The 14,431-nt window shown below is 73.3% G+C and carries 13 protein-coding genes; 8 read left to right on the top strand and 5 right to left on the bottom strand.

Features of this window, described 5'->3' with window-relative positions:
• Positions 1–160: 160 nt before the first annotated feature.
• The 3 genes from ACFY3J_RS25810 to ACFY3J_RS25800 form a co-directional block, all read right to left on the bottom strand.
• Positions 161–766, bottom strand: a complete 606-nt coding sequence (locus ACFY3J_RS25810; RefSeq protein ID WP_141359561.1) for a TetR/AcrR family transcriptional regulator — start codon at positions 764–766, stop codon at positions 161–163.
• Positions 763–1,590 carry a sugar phosphate isomerase/epimerase family protein gene (locus ACFY3J_RS25805; RefSeq protein ID WP_384175016.1) on the bottom strand — a complete coding sequence of 276 codons (828 nt, stop codon included), beginning with the start codon at positions 1,588–1,590 and terminating at the stop codon, positions 763–765. Before ACFY3J_RS25805 ends, ACFY3J_RS25810 begins: the two co-directional genes overlap by 4 nt.
• Positions 1,591–1,653: 63 nt before the next feature.
• Positions 1,654–2,580 carry a Ppx/GppA family phosphatase gene (locus ACFY3J_RS25800; RefSeq protein WP_384175014.1) on the bottom strand — a complete coding sequence of 309 codons (927 nt, stop codon included), beginning with the start codon at positions 2,578–2,580 and terminating at the stop codon, positions 1,654–1,656.
• A 107-nt stretch (positions 2,581–2,687) separates the two neighbouring features.
• Between ACFY3J_RS25800 and ACFY3J_RS25795 the strand changes: the two genes are divergently transcribed.
• Entirely contained in the window at positions 2,688–3,518 is an 831-nt protein-coding gene (locus tag ACFY3J_RS25795) for a hypothetical protein (RefSeq protein ID WP_384175012.1), read from the top strand.
• Positions 3,519–3,613: 95 nt separating this feature from the next.
• Here the strand turns inward: ACFY3J_RS25795 and ACFY3J_RS25790 are convergent, their stop codons facing one another.
• A complete protein-coding gene (locus tag ACFY3J_RS25790) occupies positions 3,614–5,437 on the bottom strand; it encodes a hypothetical protein (RefSeq protein WP_384175010.1) in 1,824 nt (607 codons plus the stop codon).
• Positions 5,438–5,705: 268 nt separating this feature from the next.
• Here ACFY3J_RS25790 and radA point away from each other — a divergent pair, with 268 nt between their 5' ends.
• The gene (radA, locus tag ACFY3J_RS25785) at positions 5,706–7,115 is read left to right on the top strand and encodes a DNA repair protein RadA (RefSeq protein ID WP_384175008.1); all 1,410 of its coding nucleotides are present in this window, start codon (positions 5,706–5,708) and stop codon (positions 7,113–7,115) included.
• Positions 7,116–7,197: 82 nt separating this feature from the next.
• On the top strand, positions 7,198–8,322 hold the full coding sequence (gene disA, locus ACFY3J_RS25780; RefSeq protein WP_384175006.1) for a DNA integrity scanning diadenylate cyclase DisA: 1,125 nt from the start codon (positions 7,198–7,200) through the stop codon (positions 8,320–8,322).
• Between the two features lie 99 nt (positions 8,323–8,421).
• On the opposite strand, the gene ACFY3J_RS25775 is transcribed toward disA, so the two are convergent.
• On the bottom strand, positions 8,422–9,291 hold the full coding sequence (locus ACFY3J_RS25775) for a hypothetical protein (protein ID WP_384175005.1): 870 nt from the start codon (positions 9,289–9,291) through the stop codon (positions 8,422–8,424).
• A 203-nt stretch (positions 9,292–9,494) separates the two neighbouring features.
• On the opposite strand from ACFY3J_RS25775, the gene ACFY3J_RS25770 reads away from it, so the two are divergent.
• From ACFY3J_RS25770 to cseC, 5 genes are all read left to right on the top strand, one after another.
• Positions 9,495–10,481 carry an A/G-specific adenine glycosylase gene (locus ACFY3J_RS25770; protein WP_384175003.1) on the top strand — a complete coding sequence of 329 codons (987 nt, stop codon included), beginning with the start codon at positions 9,495–9,497 and terminating at the stop codon, positions 10,479–10,481.
• Positions 10,482–10,864: 383 nt separating this feature from the next.
• A complete protein-coding gene (locus tag ACFY3J_RS25765) occupies positions 10,865–11,404 on the top strand; it encodes a SigE family RNA polymerase sigma factor (protein WP_384175001.1) in 540 nt (179 codons plus the stop codon).
• Positions 11,392–12,057: a hypothetical protein gene (locus tag ACFY3J_RS25760; protein WP_390841822.1), complete on the top strand. Its 666-nt coding sequence runs from the start codon at positions 11,392–11,394 to the stop codon at positions 12,055–12,057. The genes ACFY3J_RS25765 and ACFY3J_RS25760 overlap by 13 nt, the downstream gene beginning before the upstream one ends.
• 210 nt (positions 12,058–12,267) lie before the next feature.
• Entirely contained in the window at positions 12,268–12,969 is a 702-nt protein-coding gene (cseB, locus tag ACFY3J_RS25755; protein WP_384174997.1) for a two-component system response regulator CseB, read from the top strand.
• Positions 12,970–12,980: 11 nt separating this feature from the next.
• Positions 12,981–14,330 carry a two-component system sensor histidine kinase CseC gene (gene cseC, locus ACFY3J_RS25750; protein ID WP_384174995.1) on the top strand — a complete coding sequence of 450 codons (1,350 nt, stop codon included), beginning with the start codon at positions 12,981–12,983 and terminating at the stop codon, positions 14,328–14,330.
• The last annotated feature ends 101 nt before the right edge of the window (positions 14,331–14,431 follow it).

The raw sequence follows: 14,431 nt of genomic DNA, 5'->3' as shown, positions 1-14,431 counted from the left end.
GCAGAGGCGCCCACACCGGCGGCGGGGCTACCCATCCCGAAGCGGCAGAGGCGCCCACACCGGCGGCGGGGCTACCCATCCCGAAGCGGCAGAGGCGCCCACACCGGCGGCGGGGCTACCCATCCCGAAGCGGCAGAGGCACGCGAAAGCCGTCCGGGCGTCACGTCCCCGTGAGGTGCCGCTGCACCACGGGTGCCACCCGCTCGATGATCTGCTCCACGTCCGCCGTCGCCAGCGGCTCCACCTTGATCACGTACCGCAGGATCGCGCACCCCACCAGCTGCGCGGCCGCCAGCTCGGCGCGCAGCTCCGCGTCGGGCAGGTCGAACCGGCCGGCGATGCGCCGCAGCAGCTGCGAGACGATCAGGCGGCGGAAGACGGCCGCCGCGGTGTCGTTGCTCAGCGCGGAGCGGACGATCGCCAGCAGGGGCGTACGGGTGGCCGGTCTCTCCCAGATGCCGAAGAAGAACCGGGCGAACCGCTCTCCGACGCCGTCGAGCGGACCGTCGACGAGCGCCTCCGGGGCGTTCAGCGCGGGCGCGAGGACGACCTCGATCGCCGCCTCGAACACCTGCTCCTTGGTGCCGAAGTAGTGGTGGACCAGGGCGGAGTCGACTCCGGCGGCCTTGGCGATGCCGCGTACCGAGGTCTTCTCGTAGCCGCGCTCGGAGAACTCCTCGCGGGCCACGGTCAGGATGCGGTCGCGGGTGTCGGCGGCCTCCTCGCGGCGAGGGCGGCCACGGCGGCGGGTGGTGGCTCCGGTCATCGCCCGGGCACCTTCACCGCGGAGGCCAGGTGCAGCCGGGTGAAGGCCAGGGCCTCGGCGAGGTCGGCCTCGCGCTCGGCGCTGGACATGGCCCGGCGGGTGTTGACCTCGATCACGACATGGCCGTCGAAACCACTGGTGGCGAGACGTTCCAGCAGTTCGGCGCAGGGCTGGGAGCCGCGGCCGGGCACCAGGTGCTCGTCCTTCGCCGAGCCCCTGCCGTCGGCGAGGTGCACATGGCCGAGCCGGTCGCCCATGCGGTCGACCATCTGGAGCGCGTCGGTACGGGCCGTCGCGGCATGGCTCAGATCGATCGTGAAGTGGCGGTAGTCGTCCTTCGTGACGTCCCAGCCGGGGGCGTAGGCGAGCATCTCGCGGTCGCGGTAGCGCCAGGGGTACATGTTCTCCACCGCGAAGCGCACATCCGTCTCGTTCGCCATCCGCCAGACCCCGGCGACGAAGTCACGGGCGTACTGGCGCTGCCAGCGGAAGGGAGGGTGGACCACGACCGTGCTCGCGCCGAGCTTCTCCGCGGCCGCTCGGGCGCGCTGGAGCTTGGTCCAGGGGTCGGTGGACCACACCCGCTGGGTAATCAGCAGGCAGGGGGCGTGCACCGCGAGGATCGGTATCCGGTGGTAGTCGCTGAGTCTGCGCAGCGCCTCGATGTCCTGGCTGACCGGGTCGGTCCACACCATGACCTCGACGCCGTCGTATCCGAGGCGTGCGGCGATCTCGAAGGCCGTCGCCGTCGACTCCGGGTAGACGGAGGCCGTCGAAAGCGCGACCTTCGCATCCGGAATGCGTACGGATTCGGGTTCCACCACGAGGGACAGGTTACGGGGTGCGGTGGGTGGGGGCGGGGCCCGCGACCGCCGTTGTGGCCTTCGTCATCCCATGTGGTCGAGACGGCGCAGGATCACTCCCTCTCTGAGGGCCCACGGGCATATCTCCAGGCGTTCCACGCCGAAGAGGTCCATGGCGCCCTCGGCGACCAGGGCTCCCGCCAGGAGCTGTCCGGCCCGGCCGTCGGAGACACCGGGGAGTTCGGAGCGCTCACCGGCCGTCATGCCGGACAGCCGCGGCACCCACGACTCCAGGGACTCCCGCTTCAGCTCGCGCTGGACGTACAGCCCCTCGGTGGAGCGGGGGGCGCCGGCCAGCCGTGCCAGCTGCTTGAAGGTCTTCGAGGTGGCGACGACGTGGTCGGGGGCGCCGAAGCGGCTGAACTCGCCGACCGTCCGCGCGATCTCGGCGCGTACATGGCGGCGCAGCGCCCTGACGTCGTCCGCGGTGGGCGGGTCGCCGGGCAGCCAGCCAGCGGTGAGCCGTCCCGCGCCGAGCGGCAGCGACACGGCCGCGTCGGGCTCCTCGTCGATGCCGTAGGCGATCTCCAGGGAGCCGCCGCCGATGTCCAGGACCAGCAGTTTCCCGGCCGACCAGCCGAACCAGCGGCGGGCGGCGAGGAAGGTGAGGCGGGCCTCCTCCGCACCGCTGAGCACCTGGAGCCTGACCCCGGTCTCCTCCTGCACGCGCGCGAGGACGTCGTCGGCGTTGTCCGCCTCGCGCACGGCGGAGGTGGCGAACGGCAGCAGGTCCTCGACGCCCTTGTCCTCGGCGGCCTGGAGCGCTTCGCGGACCACGGCGACGAGTCTGTCGACGCCGTCGGAGCCGATCGCGCCGCTCGCGTCGAGGAGCTGTGCGAGCCGCAGTTCGGCCTTGTGCGAGTGCGCGGGCAGCGGGCGCGCGCCGGGGTGCGCGTCGACCACCAGCAGATGCACCGTGTTCGAGCCCACGTCGAGGACACCGAGTCTCATGTACGGAACGCTACTGCCACCTGGCACGTCGTCCGCCCCCGGTGCCGTGTGCGAGGCACTGCTCGGGACGGTCCCGGCGCGGTTGCCCGGCGACTTACCCTGGACGGGTGCCAAAGACGAAAAAGGCGAAGACCGATAAATCGGCGAACCCGGCGAAAGCAGTGAAGCCGAAGAAGCGGGGCGCGGAATCCGACGAGAAGGGGCTCGACTTCGCGCGCGCGTGGGTGGAGTTCCCGGATCCGGCGGACGACGAGCAGGTCTTCCGCTGTGATCTGACATGGCTGACCTCTCGTTGGACCTGCATCTTCGGAAGCGGTTGCCAGGGCATCCAGGCGGGCCGCGCGGACGACGGGTGCTGCACCCTGGGCGCCCACTTCTCCGACGAGGACGACGAGAAGCGGGTCGCCGAGCACGTGGCGAGGCTCACACCGGACATCTGGCAGAACCATGCCGAGGGCATGGAGAACGGCTGGGTGTCCGAGGACGAAGAGGGCTCCCGGCAGACGCGCCCCTTCCATGGCTCGTGCATCTTCCAGAACCGGCCCGGCTTTGCCGGCGGCATGGGCTGCTCGCTGCACATCCTGGCCCTGAGAGAGGGCCGCGAGCCGCTGGAGACGAAGCCGGACGTGTGCTGGCAGCTGCCGATCCGGCGGACCTTCGAGTGGATCGACCGGCCCGACGACACCCGCGTGTTGCAGGTGTCGATCGGGGAGTACGACCGCAGGGGCTGGGGTCCGGGCGGCCACGACCTTCACTGGTGGTGCACCTCGGCGACGTCGGCGCACGGCGCGGGCGAGCCGGTGTACGTCTCCTACCGGGCCGAGCTGACCGAGCTGATGGGCAAGGCCGGCTACGACCGCCTGGTCGAGCTGTGCGAGGAGCGTCTGGCCTCCGGGCTGCCGCTGGTGGCGCCGCATCCGGCGGATCCGGCCGTCTGACGGGCCACCGGCCGCCGCCTCGGTGACTCGCCGGAAGGCCTCGCGGGTGCCCGGGCCCGATCGCCGGCGGCGGACACGCCGGCGGTCGGGGCCCGCTACCGGCGGCCGCCCGCAGAGGCCGGGGCCGGGCATCCGCGGTCGCGCTTGGCGTGCCGGCCCGAGCCGTCGCACGCCCTGCCCTCGCGCCGTCCTCCCGGCCGGCCCTCGGACGCGCCGGGTGTGTCGCCGCCCGCGGACGGCGGGGGCGGGCTGTCCGGGTCGGTCGGCGACGGCTCGGTGGGAGTGGGAGTGGGCGTGGGGTCGGTCGTCGGCGGCGGGTCGGTCGGGGTGGGTGGGGGCTCGGAGGGCGCCGGAGTGGTCGGCGTGGGGCGTGGGCCGGACGTCGCGGGCGGGTCGGCCGGGTGCCTGGGCCCGGCTCCGGAGGGGCTGGGTGCCGTGCCGTAGCCGTCGATGGAGACGACGGCACCGGCGGGCGCGATCGCCACGCGCGCGCTCCAGCGGCCGGAGGGCTCGCGCAGGTGGTCGACGTACACCTTGATCGTCAACGTCTCGCCGGGCTGGAGGGTTCCCGACGAGCGGCTCGGGTAGAGCCAGGCCGCTCCGGTGGACGCGGACCAGTGGACCGGGCCGGGCCCGGCGGCGGTGAGCGTGATCAGGGTGGTGTCACCGGTGTTGTCGGCGCTCACCGTCAGGCGGCCGTCCTTGTGGCCGGTGCCCGTGACGCTGATGACCTCCACGGAGACGTCCGGCCCGCCGCTCTTGCCGAAGCGGGTGTCGGGCCCGGGCCCCGCGTTGCCGGTGTTCTCGTAGCCTCTGCCGGCCCCGTCGCCGCCCAGGACGCCGGGACCGTGCCCCTCGTGCGCGCTGGCGGCGGGACCGTCGGGGCCCTCGTCGGCCGGGCCTCCGCGGTAGGCGGCCCACAGGGCCAGCACCGGCGCGGCCACCACCGTGGCCACCACCGTGGTCGTGACGGCACGCGCGCGGAGCCGGTCCCTGCGGGCGGCGCGGTCCTTGGGGTCCATCGGGAAGCCGCGCCGGTCGAAACGTGGAGCGGTGCTCCGCGCGCGCGGGTGGTGGGCCAGGGCCTTGTGCAGGGCCGCGCGGGGCGCGGGCAGTACGGGCAGTTCGGCGGGGGTGATGGTGGCGCCGGGCCACTGACCGGGCAGGGCGCGCTCGGCGGTGCGGCGGCAGCGCGGGCAGTCGTCGACGTGCCGGACGAGTTCGCGCCGCAGTGCCGTGCCGAGTACGAGCCGGCTGTCCCCGGTGAGGCGGGACACGCTCGGGCAGGTGCCGGTCTCCACCACGGCGAGCGCCGCGCGGGTGCGCTCCACCTCGCAGGCGGCCGCGGCGAGCAGTTCCCGCGCGGTGGCGAGGCCCATGCCGAGGACGGCGGCGACCTCGTGTGCGGCGAGGTGGTGGCGTACGGCGAGTTCGAGCGCCTCGCGCTGCTCCGGGGTGGTGCCGGCGGCCTCCGGCCAGGCGAGCTGGGCGAGTTCGCGGCGCCGCTCCCGCCGCACCTCGTCGGGCACGGGCGGCGGCACGGCCCGCGCGCCGGCGTGCCGGTCGTCGCCGGTGCGGCCCGCGGCGTGCGTGCCCTGACGTTTCTGCTTGGCCTCGGCCAGTTTGCGCAGGCACGCCCAGCGGGCCAGCGCGTACAGCCAGGCCCGGCGCTCGCCCGCGGTCCCGGGTCCGCGCTGCCCGCGCCGCTCGGCGAACGCCAGCGCGTCCCCGAGGGCGGCGGTCGCCGCCTCGTGGTCGCACAGCACGGACAGGCAGTAGGTGAACAGGCCGTCGAGATAAGGCTCGTAGCGCGCGGGCGGGCGGCGCGCCACGGCCTGCGCGGCAGCGCGGTCGCGCGCCTCGCGGTGTGCCCGGTGCGCACCGGTCGTGCGGGTCGAGGTGTCCGGACTGCTGCTCATCACCTGTGCGACCGTAGGCGGCCCGGGATCGTCCCTCTGTGCACCTTGAGCACTTTTAATCCGTACGGGTGAAACGATCCCTCGTAAGGGGAACGGAACCTTGGGTTCCATGACCCGTTCGAGTGTGCCCGCCCGACGACTGCCGGGCGCGGGGCAGGCCCCGGGTTCGGCACGGGGTTCGGCACGGGTCCGGCACAGGGTCCGGCGCGGGGCCCGCACCGGGCCACCGGCGACCGGGCTGTCGGTGCCGGCGGTTACGGTTTTCTCCATGGCTGCCCGTACCAAGACCACCAAGGACCGCCCGTCCTACCGCTGCACGGAGTGCGGCTGGCAGACGGCCAAGTGGCTCGGCCGCTGCCCCGAGTGCCAGGCCTGGGGCACGGTCGAGGAGTACGGCGCGCCCGCGGTCCGTACGACGACGCCGGGCCGGGTCACCACCTCCGCCGTGCCCATCGGCCAGGTCGACGGCCGCCAGGCCACCGCCCGCTCCACCGGCGTGCCCGAACTCGACCGGGTCCTGGGCGGCGGGCTGGTCCCCGGTGCCGTCGTCCTCCTCGCGGGCGAGCCCGGAGTCGGCAAGTCCACGCTGCTGCTGGACGTGGCGGCCAAGTCCGCCAGCGACGAGCACCGCACGCTCTACGTCACGGGCGAGGAGTCCGCGAGCCAGGTCCGCCTGCGCGCGGACCGCATCGGAGCCATCGACGACCACCTGTATCTGGCCGCCGAGACCGATCTGGCCGCCGTCCTCGGCCACTTGGACGCGGTCAAGCCCTCCCTGCTCATCCTGGACTCGGTGCAGACGGTCGCCTCGCCCGAGATCGACGGCGCGCCCGGCGGCATGGCACAGGTCCGCGAGGTCGCGGGCGCGCTGATCCGCGCCTCCAAGGAACGCGGCATGTCCACGCTCCTGGTGGGCCACGTCACCAAGGACGGTGCCATCGCGGGCCCGCGCCTGCTGGAGCACCTGGTCGACGTGGTGCTGCACTTCGAGGGCGACCGGCACGCGCGCCTGCGCCTGGTCCGCGGCGTCAAGAACCGCTACGGAGCGACGGACGAGGTCGGCTGCTTCGAACTGCACGACGAGGGCATCACGGGCCTGGCCGACCCGAGCGGCCTGTTCCTGACCCGCCGGGCGGAGCCCGTGCCCGGCACCTGCCTGACCGTCACCCTGGAGGGCCGCCGCCCCTTGGTCGCGGAAGTGCAGGCCCTCACCGTCGACTCCCAGATCCCCTCCCCGCGCCGCACGACGTCGGGCCTGGAGACCTCCCGGGTCTCGATGATGCTGGCCGTGCTGGAGCAGCGGGGCCGGATCAGCGCGCTGGGCAAGCGGGACATCTACTCGGCGACGGTCGGCGGGGTGAAGCTCTCCGAGCCGGCCGCGGACCTCGCGGTCGCCCTCGCGCTGGCCTCGGCGGCGAGCGACACCCCGCTGCCGAAGAACCTGGTCGCGATCGGCGAGGTGGGTCTGGCGGGCGAGGTCAGACGTGTCACCGGAGTGCAGCGCCGGCTCGCCGAGGCCCACCGCCTGGGCTTCACGCACGCCCTCGTACCGAGCGACCCGGGCAAGGTCCCGGCGGGGATGAAGGTCCTGGAAGTGGCCGACATAGGCGACGCGCTGCGGGTCCTGCCCCGCTCGCGTCGCCGGGACGCCCCACGGGAGCAGGAGGAGCGCCGGTAGACTTTGCCCTGGTCTCGCCCGTCCGTACGAACCGAGTGTGCGAAACGGCAGCGCCTGAAGAACCTGCGACCGGAGGAGTGCAGTGGCAGCCAACGACCGGGCAGCAGCTCCCGGAAAGTCCGGCGGGAGTTCCGGCGCCGATGGCCTGATGCGCGCCTCCCTGAGCGCCGTGGCACCTGGCACGGCCCTGCGGGACGGCCTCGAACGGGTGCTCCGCGGCAACACCGGCGGGCTCATCGTGCTCGGCGCCGACAAGACCGTGGAGTCGATGTGCACGGGCGGTTTCGTCCTGGACGTCGAGTTCACGGCGACCCGGCTGCGGGAGCTGTGCAAGCTGGACGGCGGCATCGTGATCTCGTCCGACCTGTCGAAGATCCTGCGCGCGGGCGTGCAGCTGGTCCCGGACCCGACGATCCCGACCGAGGAGACCGGCACCCGGCACCGTACGGCGGACCGGGTGAGCAAGCAGGTCGACTTCCCCGTGGTCTCGGTCTCGCAGTCCATGCGGCTGATCGCCCTCTACGTCGACGGCCAGCGCCGCGTCCTGGAGGACTCCGCGGCGATCCTCTCCCGCGCCAACCAGGCCCTGGCGACCCTGGAGCGCTACAAGCTCCGCCTGGACGAGGTGGCGGGCACGCTGTCGGCGCTGGAGATCGAGGACCTGGTGACGGTCCGGGACGTCTCGGCGGTCGCGCAGCGCCTGGAGATGGTGCGCCGTATCGCCACCGAGATCGCCGAGTACGTGGTGGAGCTGGGCACCGACGGCCGCCTCCTGGCCCTCCAGCTCGACGAGTTGATCGCGGGCGTGGAGCCCGAGCGCGAACTGGTGGTGCGGGACTACGTTCCCGAGCCCACCGCCAAGCGCTCCCGCACGGTCGAGGAGGCCCTGGCCGAGCTGGACAAGCTCTCCCACGCCGAACTGCTCGAACTGTCCACCGTCGCCCGCGCCCTGGGCTACACCGGCTCCCCGGAGACCCTCGACTCCGCGGTCTCCCCGCGCGGCTTCCGCCTGCTGGCCAAGGTTCCCCGGCTGCCCGGCGCCATCATCGACCGCCTGGTCGAGCACTTCGGCGGCCTGCAGAAACTGCTCGCCGCGAGCGTCGACGACCTCCAGACGGTGGACGGTGTGGGCGAGGCGCGGGCGCGGAGCGTCCGCGAGGGCCTGTCGCGGCTGGCGGAGTCGTCGATCCTGGAGCGCTACGTCTGACCGGCGCCGGCCACGGCCGACCCGCCTCAGGCTTCTTCGGTGACCGTTGACCACCCTGGCTCTCGTCGGTCACCCTCGGCCCGGTCGGCCCGGGTCCGCTCAGTCCTCCGACAGGACGAACGACGTCCGCTGCTTCGCGTACCCCGGCACCTTCGCCTCGACCAGGTAGGTGCCCGCCCCGGCCGACCCGGCCGGCGGCGTCGCGCACTGCGGGGCGCTCGGCTTGCGATCCCAGTGGACGGTGTAGGTGATGTCGCTGCCCGCCGGCACCCGGTACAGCCGGCTCCCGGCCGTCGTGGGGCAGTCGGCCGAGGACCAGTAGGCGGAGCTGCTCTCGGCCTGGCTGATCGTCACCACCGCTGACTTCGGACCGAGATCGATCTTGCAGTCGCTGCCGGAGGAGTTCGCGGCGGTCAGCTCGAACACCGGCGTCTGGCCGGGGCCGTAGGAGTTGTGCACGCTGCGCAGCGTCAACTTGACCGCGTTCGTCGTGCAGTTGGGCAGCGCGCTGCCGGCGGGCAGCACCGCACCCGGACCGCCGCCGCCCTTGGCGCCCTCGTCCCCGCTGCCGGCGGACCCGCCGGAACCGGAACCGGAGCCGGAACCGGCGCCGTCTCCGTTCCCGCCCCCGTTCCCGCCGTCGGACCCGGCCGTGTCACCGGTGCCACCGGTGTCGCCGGTCCCGGACCCCGATCCACCGGAGTCACCGCCGCCGGACTCTGCCCGGCCGCCGGGGTGTTGGCTGATCGCGGGACCGGAACCGGAGGGACCCGGCGTGATGGTCGAGGTCGAGGGCGCCGGATGCTTGCCGTCCGGCCCCTCACCGTTGGTCTTGCGGCCCCCGCCCCCCAGGGGGACGATCCAGACGATCAGCAGCGCCAGCAGGGCGACCACGGACAGCATGACGAGCCGCCGTCGCCAGTAGATGGAGGCGGGAAGCGGACCGACCGGATTGCGCAGAGATCCCACGGCCCAAACTGTACGAGAGATCGTCGGCTTCCCCGCCCCCACCCGCCGCGCCGACGACAACTTTTCCGGATCATCATCACGGCAACGCCCATATTCACGGGCCGCTTTGGCCTTGCCGTGATCACCCGGGCACGGTTCGTGACGACACCGGCCCGCGCCGGGTCACACGGCCGTCCACCCCCACGTGGCAGGATCGGAAGGCCATGACTGCGCCCACAATGCCCTCGCACAGCAGCCCCGACACCCCGGCCAACGCCACCGGTGCCCGGACGGGCACCGGCACGCCCGCCGGCGCCGAGGCCTCCGGCACCTCCCTCGGCCCGACTCTGCACACCCAGGTCATCACCTGGTTCGACGACCACGCCCGCGACCTGCCCTGGCGACGCCCCGATGCCGGCGCCTGGGGCGTGATGGTCAGCGAGTTCATGCTCCAGCAGACGCCGGTGAGCCGTGTGCTGCCGGTCTACGAGCAGTGGCTCGACCGCTGGCCCCGGCCCGCCGACCTCGCCAAGGAGGCACCGGGCGAGGCCGTCCGCGCCTGGGGCCGGCTCGGCTACCCGCGCCGCGCCCTGCGCCTGCACGGCGCCGCGGTCGCCATAACGGAACGGCACGGCGGCGACGTGCCGACCGAGCACGCGCAACTGCTCGCCCTGCCGGGCATCGGCGAGTACACGGCCGCGGCGGTCGCGTCCTTCGCCTACGGCCAGCGGCACGCCGTCCTGGACACCAACGTCCGCCGGGTACTCGCCCGCGCGGTCACCGGTGTGCAGTACCCGCCGAACGCCACGACCGCCGCCGAGCGGCGTCTGGCCCGCGCCCTGCTGCCCGAGGACGAGGGGACGGCGGCCCGTTGGGCGGCCGCCTCCATGGAGCTCGGCGCGCTGGTGTGCACGGCGAAGAACGAGTCGTGCCCGCGCTGCCCGATCGCCGCGCACTGCGCCTGGCGGCTCGCGGGCAAGCCCGCGCACGAGGGGCCACCGCGCCGCGGGCAGACGTACGCCGGCACGGACCGGCAGGTCCGCGGCAAGCTGCTCGCCGTGCTCCGCGAGGCCCACGCGCCCGTCCCGCAGCCGGTGCTCGACCGGGTCTGGCACGAGCCGGTCCAGCGGGCCCGGGCCCTGGACGGTCTCGTCGCGGACGGCCTGGTGGAGCCGCTGCCGGGCGGACTGTACCGACTGCCGCTGACCTGACCCTCCGTCACCCGATTCCTGACACCCGGCACCTGACACCCGACCCCAGATACCTGATCCACAGTCACCTCACAGGCCCGCCACACCTTCAGGGCGTGTCGCGGCTGTTCGTGTCACACACCCGTGCACCACCCGACCCCTCAAATCACCCTCAAAGGGGACCAATCGGGGCACCGCTTTACCCCGTTCCTACTTCCGTTACACAACCGACGCACAGCCGAGGGCTGGCCGCAGGCTGCTTCGGACAGCGCCGTGACAACGCCTCCGTACCTTCATTTGCGTGCCTGACAGGCACCGGACGGCTGCCGACCACAGCCCGTCCGCTCACGGCTTGGAGACCGGCGGCAGGCGGGTCGGGAAACGGGGATCGGAGGCGGTCGTACATGGCGCAGGGAGAGGTGCTCGAGTTCGAGGAGTACGTGCGTACCCGGCACGACGCGCTGCTGCGCAGTGCGCGCCGGCTGGTCCCGGACCCGGTCGAGGCCCAGGACCTGCTCCAGACGGCACTCGCGCGGACCTACGGACGCTGGGAGGGCATCGCCGACAAGCGGCTCGCGGACGCCTATCTGCGCCGCGTGATGATCAACACGCGTACCGAGTGGTGGCGGGCCCGGAAGCTGGAGGAGGTCCCCACCGAGCAGCTCCCGGACGCCCGCGTCGAGGACTCCACCGAGCAGCACGCCGACCGCGCGCTCCTCATGGACATCCTGAAGGTGCTCGCTCCCAAACAGCGCAGTGTCGTGGTGCTGCGACACTGGGAGCAGATGTCCACGGAGGAGACGGCCGCCGCCCTCGGCATGTCGGCAGGTACGGTCAAGAGCACGCTGCACCGGGCGCTCGCCCGGCTCCGCGAGGAGCTGGAGGCGCGCGATCTGGACGCACGCGCGCTGGAGCGTGAGGAGCGGGAGCGTTGCGCGGCCTGACCGGCAGGGGTACAGGCTCGGGGCCCAGGCGCGCCCGGGACACCTTCCAGGCGGCGATCACGGCGACGGCGGTGCTCGCCGCCCTCGCCCTTTCCGCTTCCGCCTGCGGCACCGGGGGGACCGGCGCGCGCGACGAGGGACCGGCCCGCGCCGGCTCGGTGGCGGGCACCGTCCCGGTTCCCTCCCCCGACCCCACCGGCCGGGCCCAGCAGGTGGACGCGGTCCGGCTGATCAAGGACGACCCGCAGGTCTCGGCCGCGGTCAAGCGTGGCCTCAAGCCGTGTGTGGCCGACGACTACCCCGTCGACGTGTCGTACGGCGACCTGACCTCGGGACCGGCCGAGGACATCGTCGTCAACGTACTGACCTGCGGAGACGCGGTGGGTGTGGGCGCCTATGTGTACCGCGAGCAGAGGGGCCGGTACGAGAACGTCTTCAAGACCGAGGAGCCCCCGGTCTACGCCGAGATCGACCGCGGCGACCTCGTGGTGACCAAGCAGGTGTACGCGCGGGGGGACCCGGTGTCGAGTCCGTCCGGCGAGGACGTGATCACGTACCGCTGGTCGGCGGGCCGGTTCACCAAGGAGTTCAGCACGCGCAACGAGTACAGCAAGGCCGGCGGGGGCGTCGCGACGCCGGTCCCCGGCCGCTGACGGCAGCGTGGGGGAGCTCGGGCGGCGGCCGCGCGACAATGGCGAGGGCGTGAGGCGGCCGGGGCCGCCCGTCCGGTCTCATGGTGAACCGGTCACGGATGGACGCGTCCGGCCGCGGACGTGCCCGCTCGGTGGGCCAGGAGCGCACGAAGACCAGGGCGCACGACCACAGCGCACGACGAGAAGCACACGAGGACTGAGAGCACCTGGATGGCAGAACAGACCCACGTCCTGTTCGTCGAGGACGACGACGTCATCCGCGAGGCCACACAGCTCGCCCTGGAGCGGGTCGGCTTCGCGGTCACGGCGATGCCCGACGGGCTGTCCGGCCTGGAGGCGTTCCGGGCCAGGCGGCCCGACATCGCGCTGCTGGACGTCATGGTCCCCGGCCTCGACGGGGTCAGCCTGTGCCGCCGCATCCGCGACGAGTCGACCGTTCCGGTGATCATGCTCTCCGCGCGGGCGGACTCCATCGACGTGGTGCTGGGGCTCGAGGCGGGCGCCGACGACTACGTGACCAAGCCGTTCGACGGCGCCGTCCTGGTCGCCCGCATCCGCGCGGTGCTGCGCCGCTTCGGGCACGCCGGCGGCGTCCGGGCCGACGCCGACCCGGCCGCGGTGGACGGCGGTGTCCTGAGCTTCGGCGACCTGGAGGTCGACACCGAGGGGATGGAGGTGCGCCGGGCCGGGCAGCCGGTGGCGCTCACGCCCACGGAGATGCGGCTGCTGCTCGAGTTCTCCTCGGCTCCGGGCACGGTGCTCTCCAGGGACAAGCTCCTGGAGCGGGTGTGGGACTACGGCTGGGGCGGCGACACCCGTGTGGTCGACGTCCATGTGCAGCGGCTGCGTACGAAGATCGGCCAGGACCGCATCGAGACGGTGCGCGGCTTCGGCTACAAGCTGAAGGCCTGAGCGGGGCGGTGATGCCCGGGATCACGCGGCGCCTGCTCCCCGAGCGCCTGGAACGCGCGGACATCCGCACGGGACTGCGGTGGAAGCTCAGCGCGGCCATCGCGCTGGTCGGCGCACTGGTGGCGGTCGCGCTCAGCCTGGTCGTGCACAACGCCGCCCGGGTGTCGATGATGGACAACGCGCGCGACCTGGCGGACGAGCGGGTCCAGATCGCCCAGCGCAACTTCGAACTGTCGGGGCGGCCGAACTTCCCCGGCATCAGGATCGACGACCCGGCACTGCCCTCCGAGCTGCGGGAGAAGGTCGAGCAGGGCCGGCGTGCGACATACGTCACCGACCGCGCCGGCAAGCTGCCCGACATCTGGGCGGCCGTACCGGTCAAGGACGGCCACGTGCTGTCCCTGCACACGCACTTCACCGACCGCAGCACGAACATCCTCAACGACCTCGACCAGGCCCTGGTCATCGGCTCCATCACGGTCGTCCTCGGCGGCAGCGCGCTGGGCGTGCTCATAGGGGGTCAGCTCTCGCGCCGGCTGCGCAAGGCGGCGACCGCGGCCAACCAGGTCGCCAAGGGCGAGACGGACGTACGGGTCCGGGACGCCATCGGAGGTGTCGTACGCGACGAGACCGACGACCTCGCGCGGGCGGTGGACGCGATGGCGGACGCGCTCCAGCAGCGGCTGGAGGCGGAGCGCCGGGTCACGGCTGACATCGCGCACGAGTTGCGCACCCCGGTGACCGGGCTGCTGACGGCGGCCGAGCTGCTGCCGCCCGGCCGGCCGACGGAACTGGTCCTGGACCGCGCGAAGGCCATGCGCACCCTGGTGGAGGACGTGCTGGAGGTGGCCCGGCTCGACGGCGCCTCGGAGCGGGCCGAACTCCAGGACATCGTGCTGGGCGAGTTCGTCGCCCGGCGGGTGGCCGCCAAGGACCCGGACGTCGAGGTTCGTGTGGTGCACGAGTCCGAGGTCACCACCGACCCGCGGCGTCTGGAGCGGGTGCTGTTCAACCTGCTCGCCAACGCCGCCCGGCACGGCAGGCCGCCGATCGAGGTGACCGTCGAGGGCCGGGTCATCCGGGTGCGCGACCACGGCCCCGGCTTCCCCGAGGACCTGCTCGCCGAGGGCCCGAGCCGGTTCCGCACCGGCAGCAGGGACCGCGCCGGGCACGGCCACGGACTCGGCCTGACCATCGCCGCGGGGCAGGCCCGCGTCCTAGGTGCCCGTCTGACCTTCCGCAACGTCCGTCCCGCGGGCGCCCCTGAGCACATCCCGGCCGAGGGCGCCGTCGCCGTCCTGTGGCTGCCCGAACACGCCCCGACGAACACGGGCAGCCATCCCCTGCTTCCGGGGCAGTGACGCCCGGTAGCCGACGTACGAGGGGCGTTCCCGGGCACTTGCCTCCGGGCCCCGGGGACGGGCGGTCCCCGGCCACCGCGGTGCCGGCCGGGACGTTGCGG

The organism is Streptomyces sp. NPDC001231, from assembly GCF_042896885.1.
In the GTDB taxonomy this organism is placed as follows: Bacteria; Actinomycetota; Actinomycetes; order Streptomycetales; family Streptomycetaceae; genus Streptomyces.
Note: the sequence above shows the minus strand (reverse complement) of the source record. Positions and strands in the feature narration are given on the sequence as shown.

Bases quoted from the DNA above. Each gene is read 5' to 3' on its own strand.
- ACFY3J_RS25810 (WP_141359561.1), bottom strand. From the start codon at position 766: ATGACCGGAGCCACCACCCGCCGCCGTGGCCGCCCTCGCCGCGAGGAG.
- ACFY3J_RS25800 (WP_384175014.1), bottom strand. From the start codon at position 2,580: ATGAGACTCGGTGTCCTCGACGTGGGCTCGAACACGGTGCATCTGCTG.
- ACFY3J_RS25790 (WP_384175010.1), bottom strand. From the start codon at position 5,437: ATGAGCAGCAGTCCGGACACCTCGACCCGCACGACCGGTGCGCACCGG.
- radA (WP_384175008.1), top strand. From the start codon at position 5,706: ATGGCTGCCCGTACCAAGACCACCAAGGACCGCCCGTCCTACCGCTGC.
- ACFY3J_RS25770 (WP_384175003.1), top strand. From the start codon at position 9,495: ATGACTGCGCCCACAATGCCCTCGCACAGCAGCCCCGACACCCCGGCC.
- ACFY3J_RS25765 (WP_384175001.1), top strand. From the start codon at position 10,865: ATGGCGCAGGGAGAGGTGCTCGAGTTCGAGGAGTACGTGCGTACCCGG.
- cseB (WP_384174997.1), top strand. From the start codon at position 12,268: ATGGCAGAACAGACCCACGTCCTGTTCGTCGAGGACGACGACGTCATC.
- cseC (WP_384174995.1), top strand. From the start codon at position 12,981: ATGCCCGGGATCACGCGGCGCCTGCTCCCCGAGCGCCTGGAACGCGCG.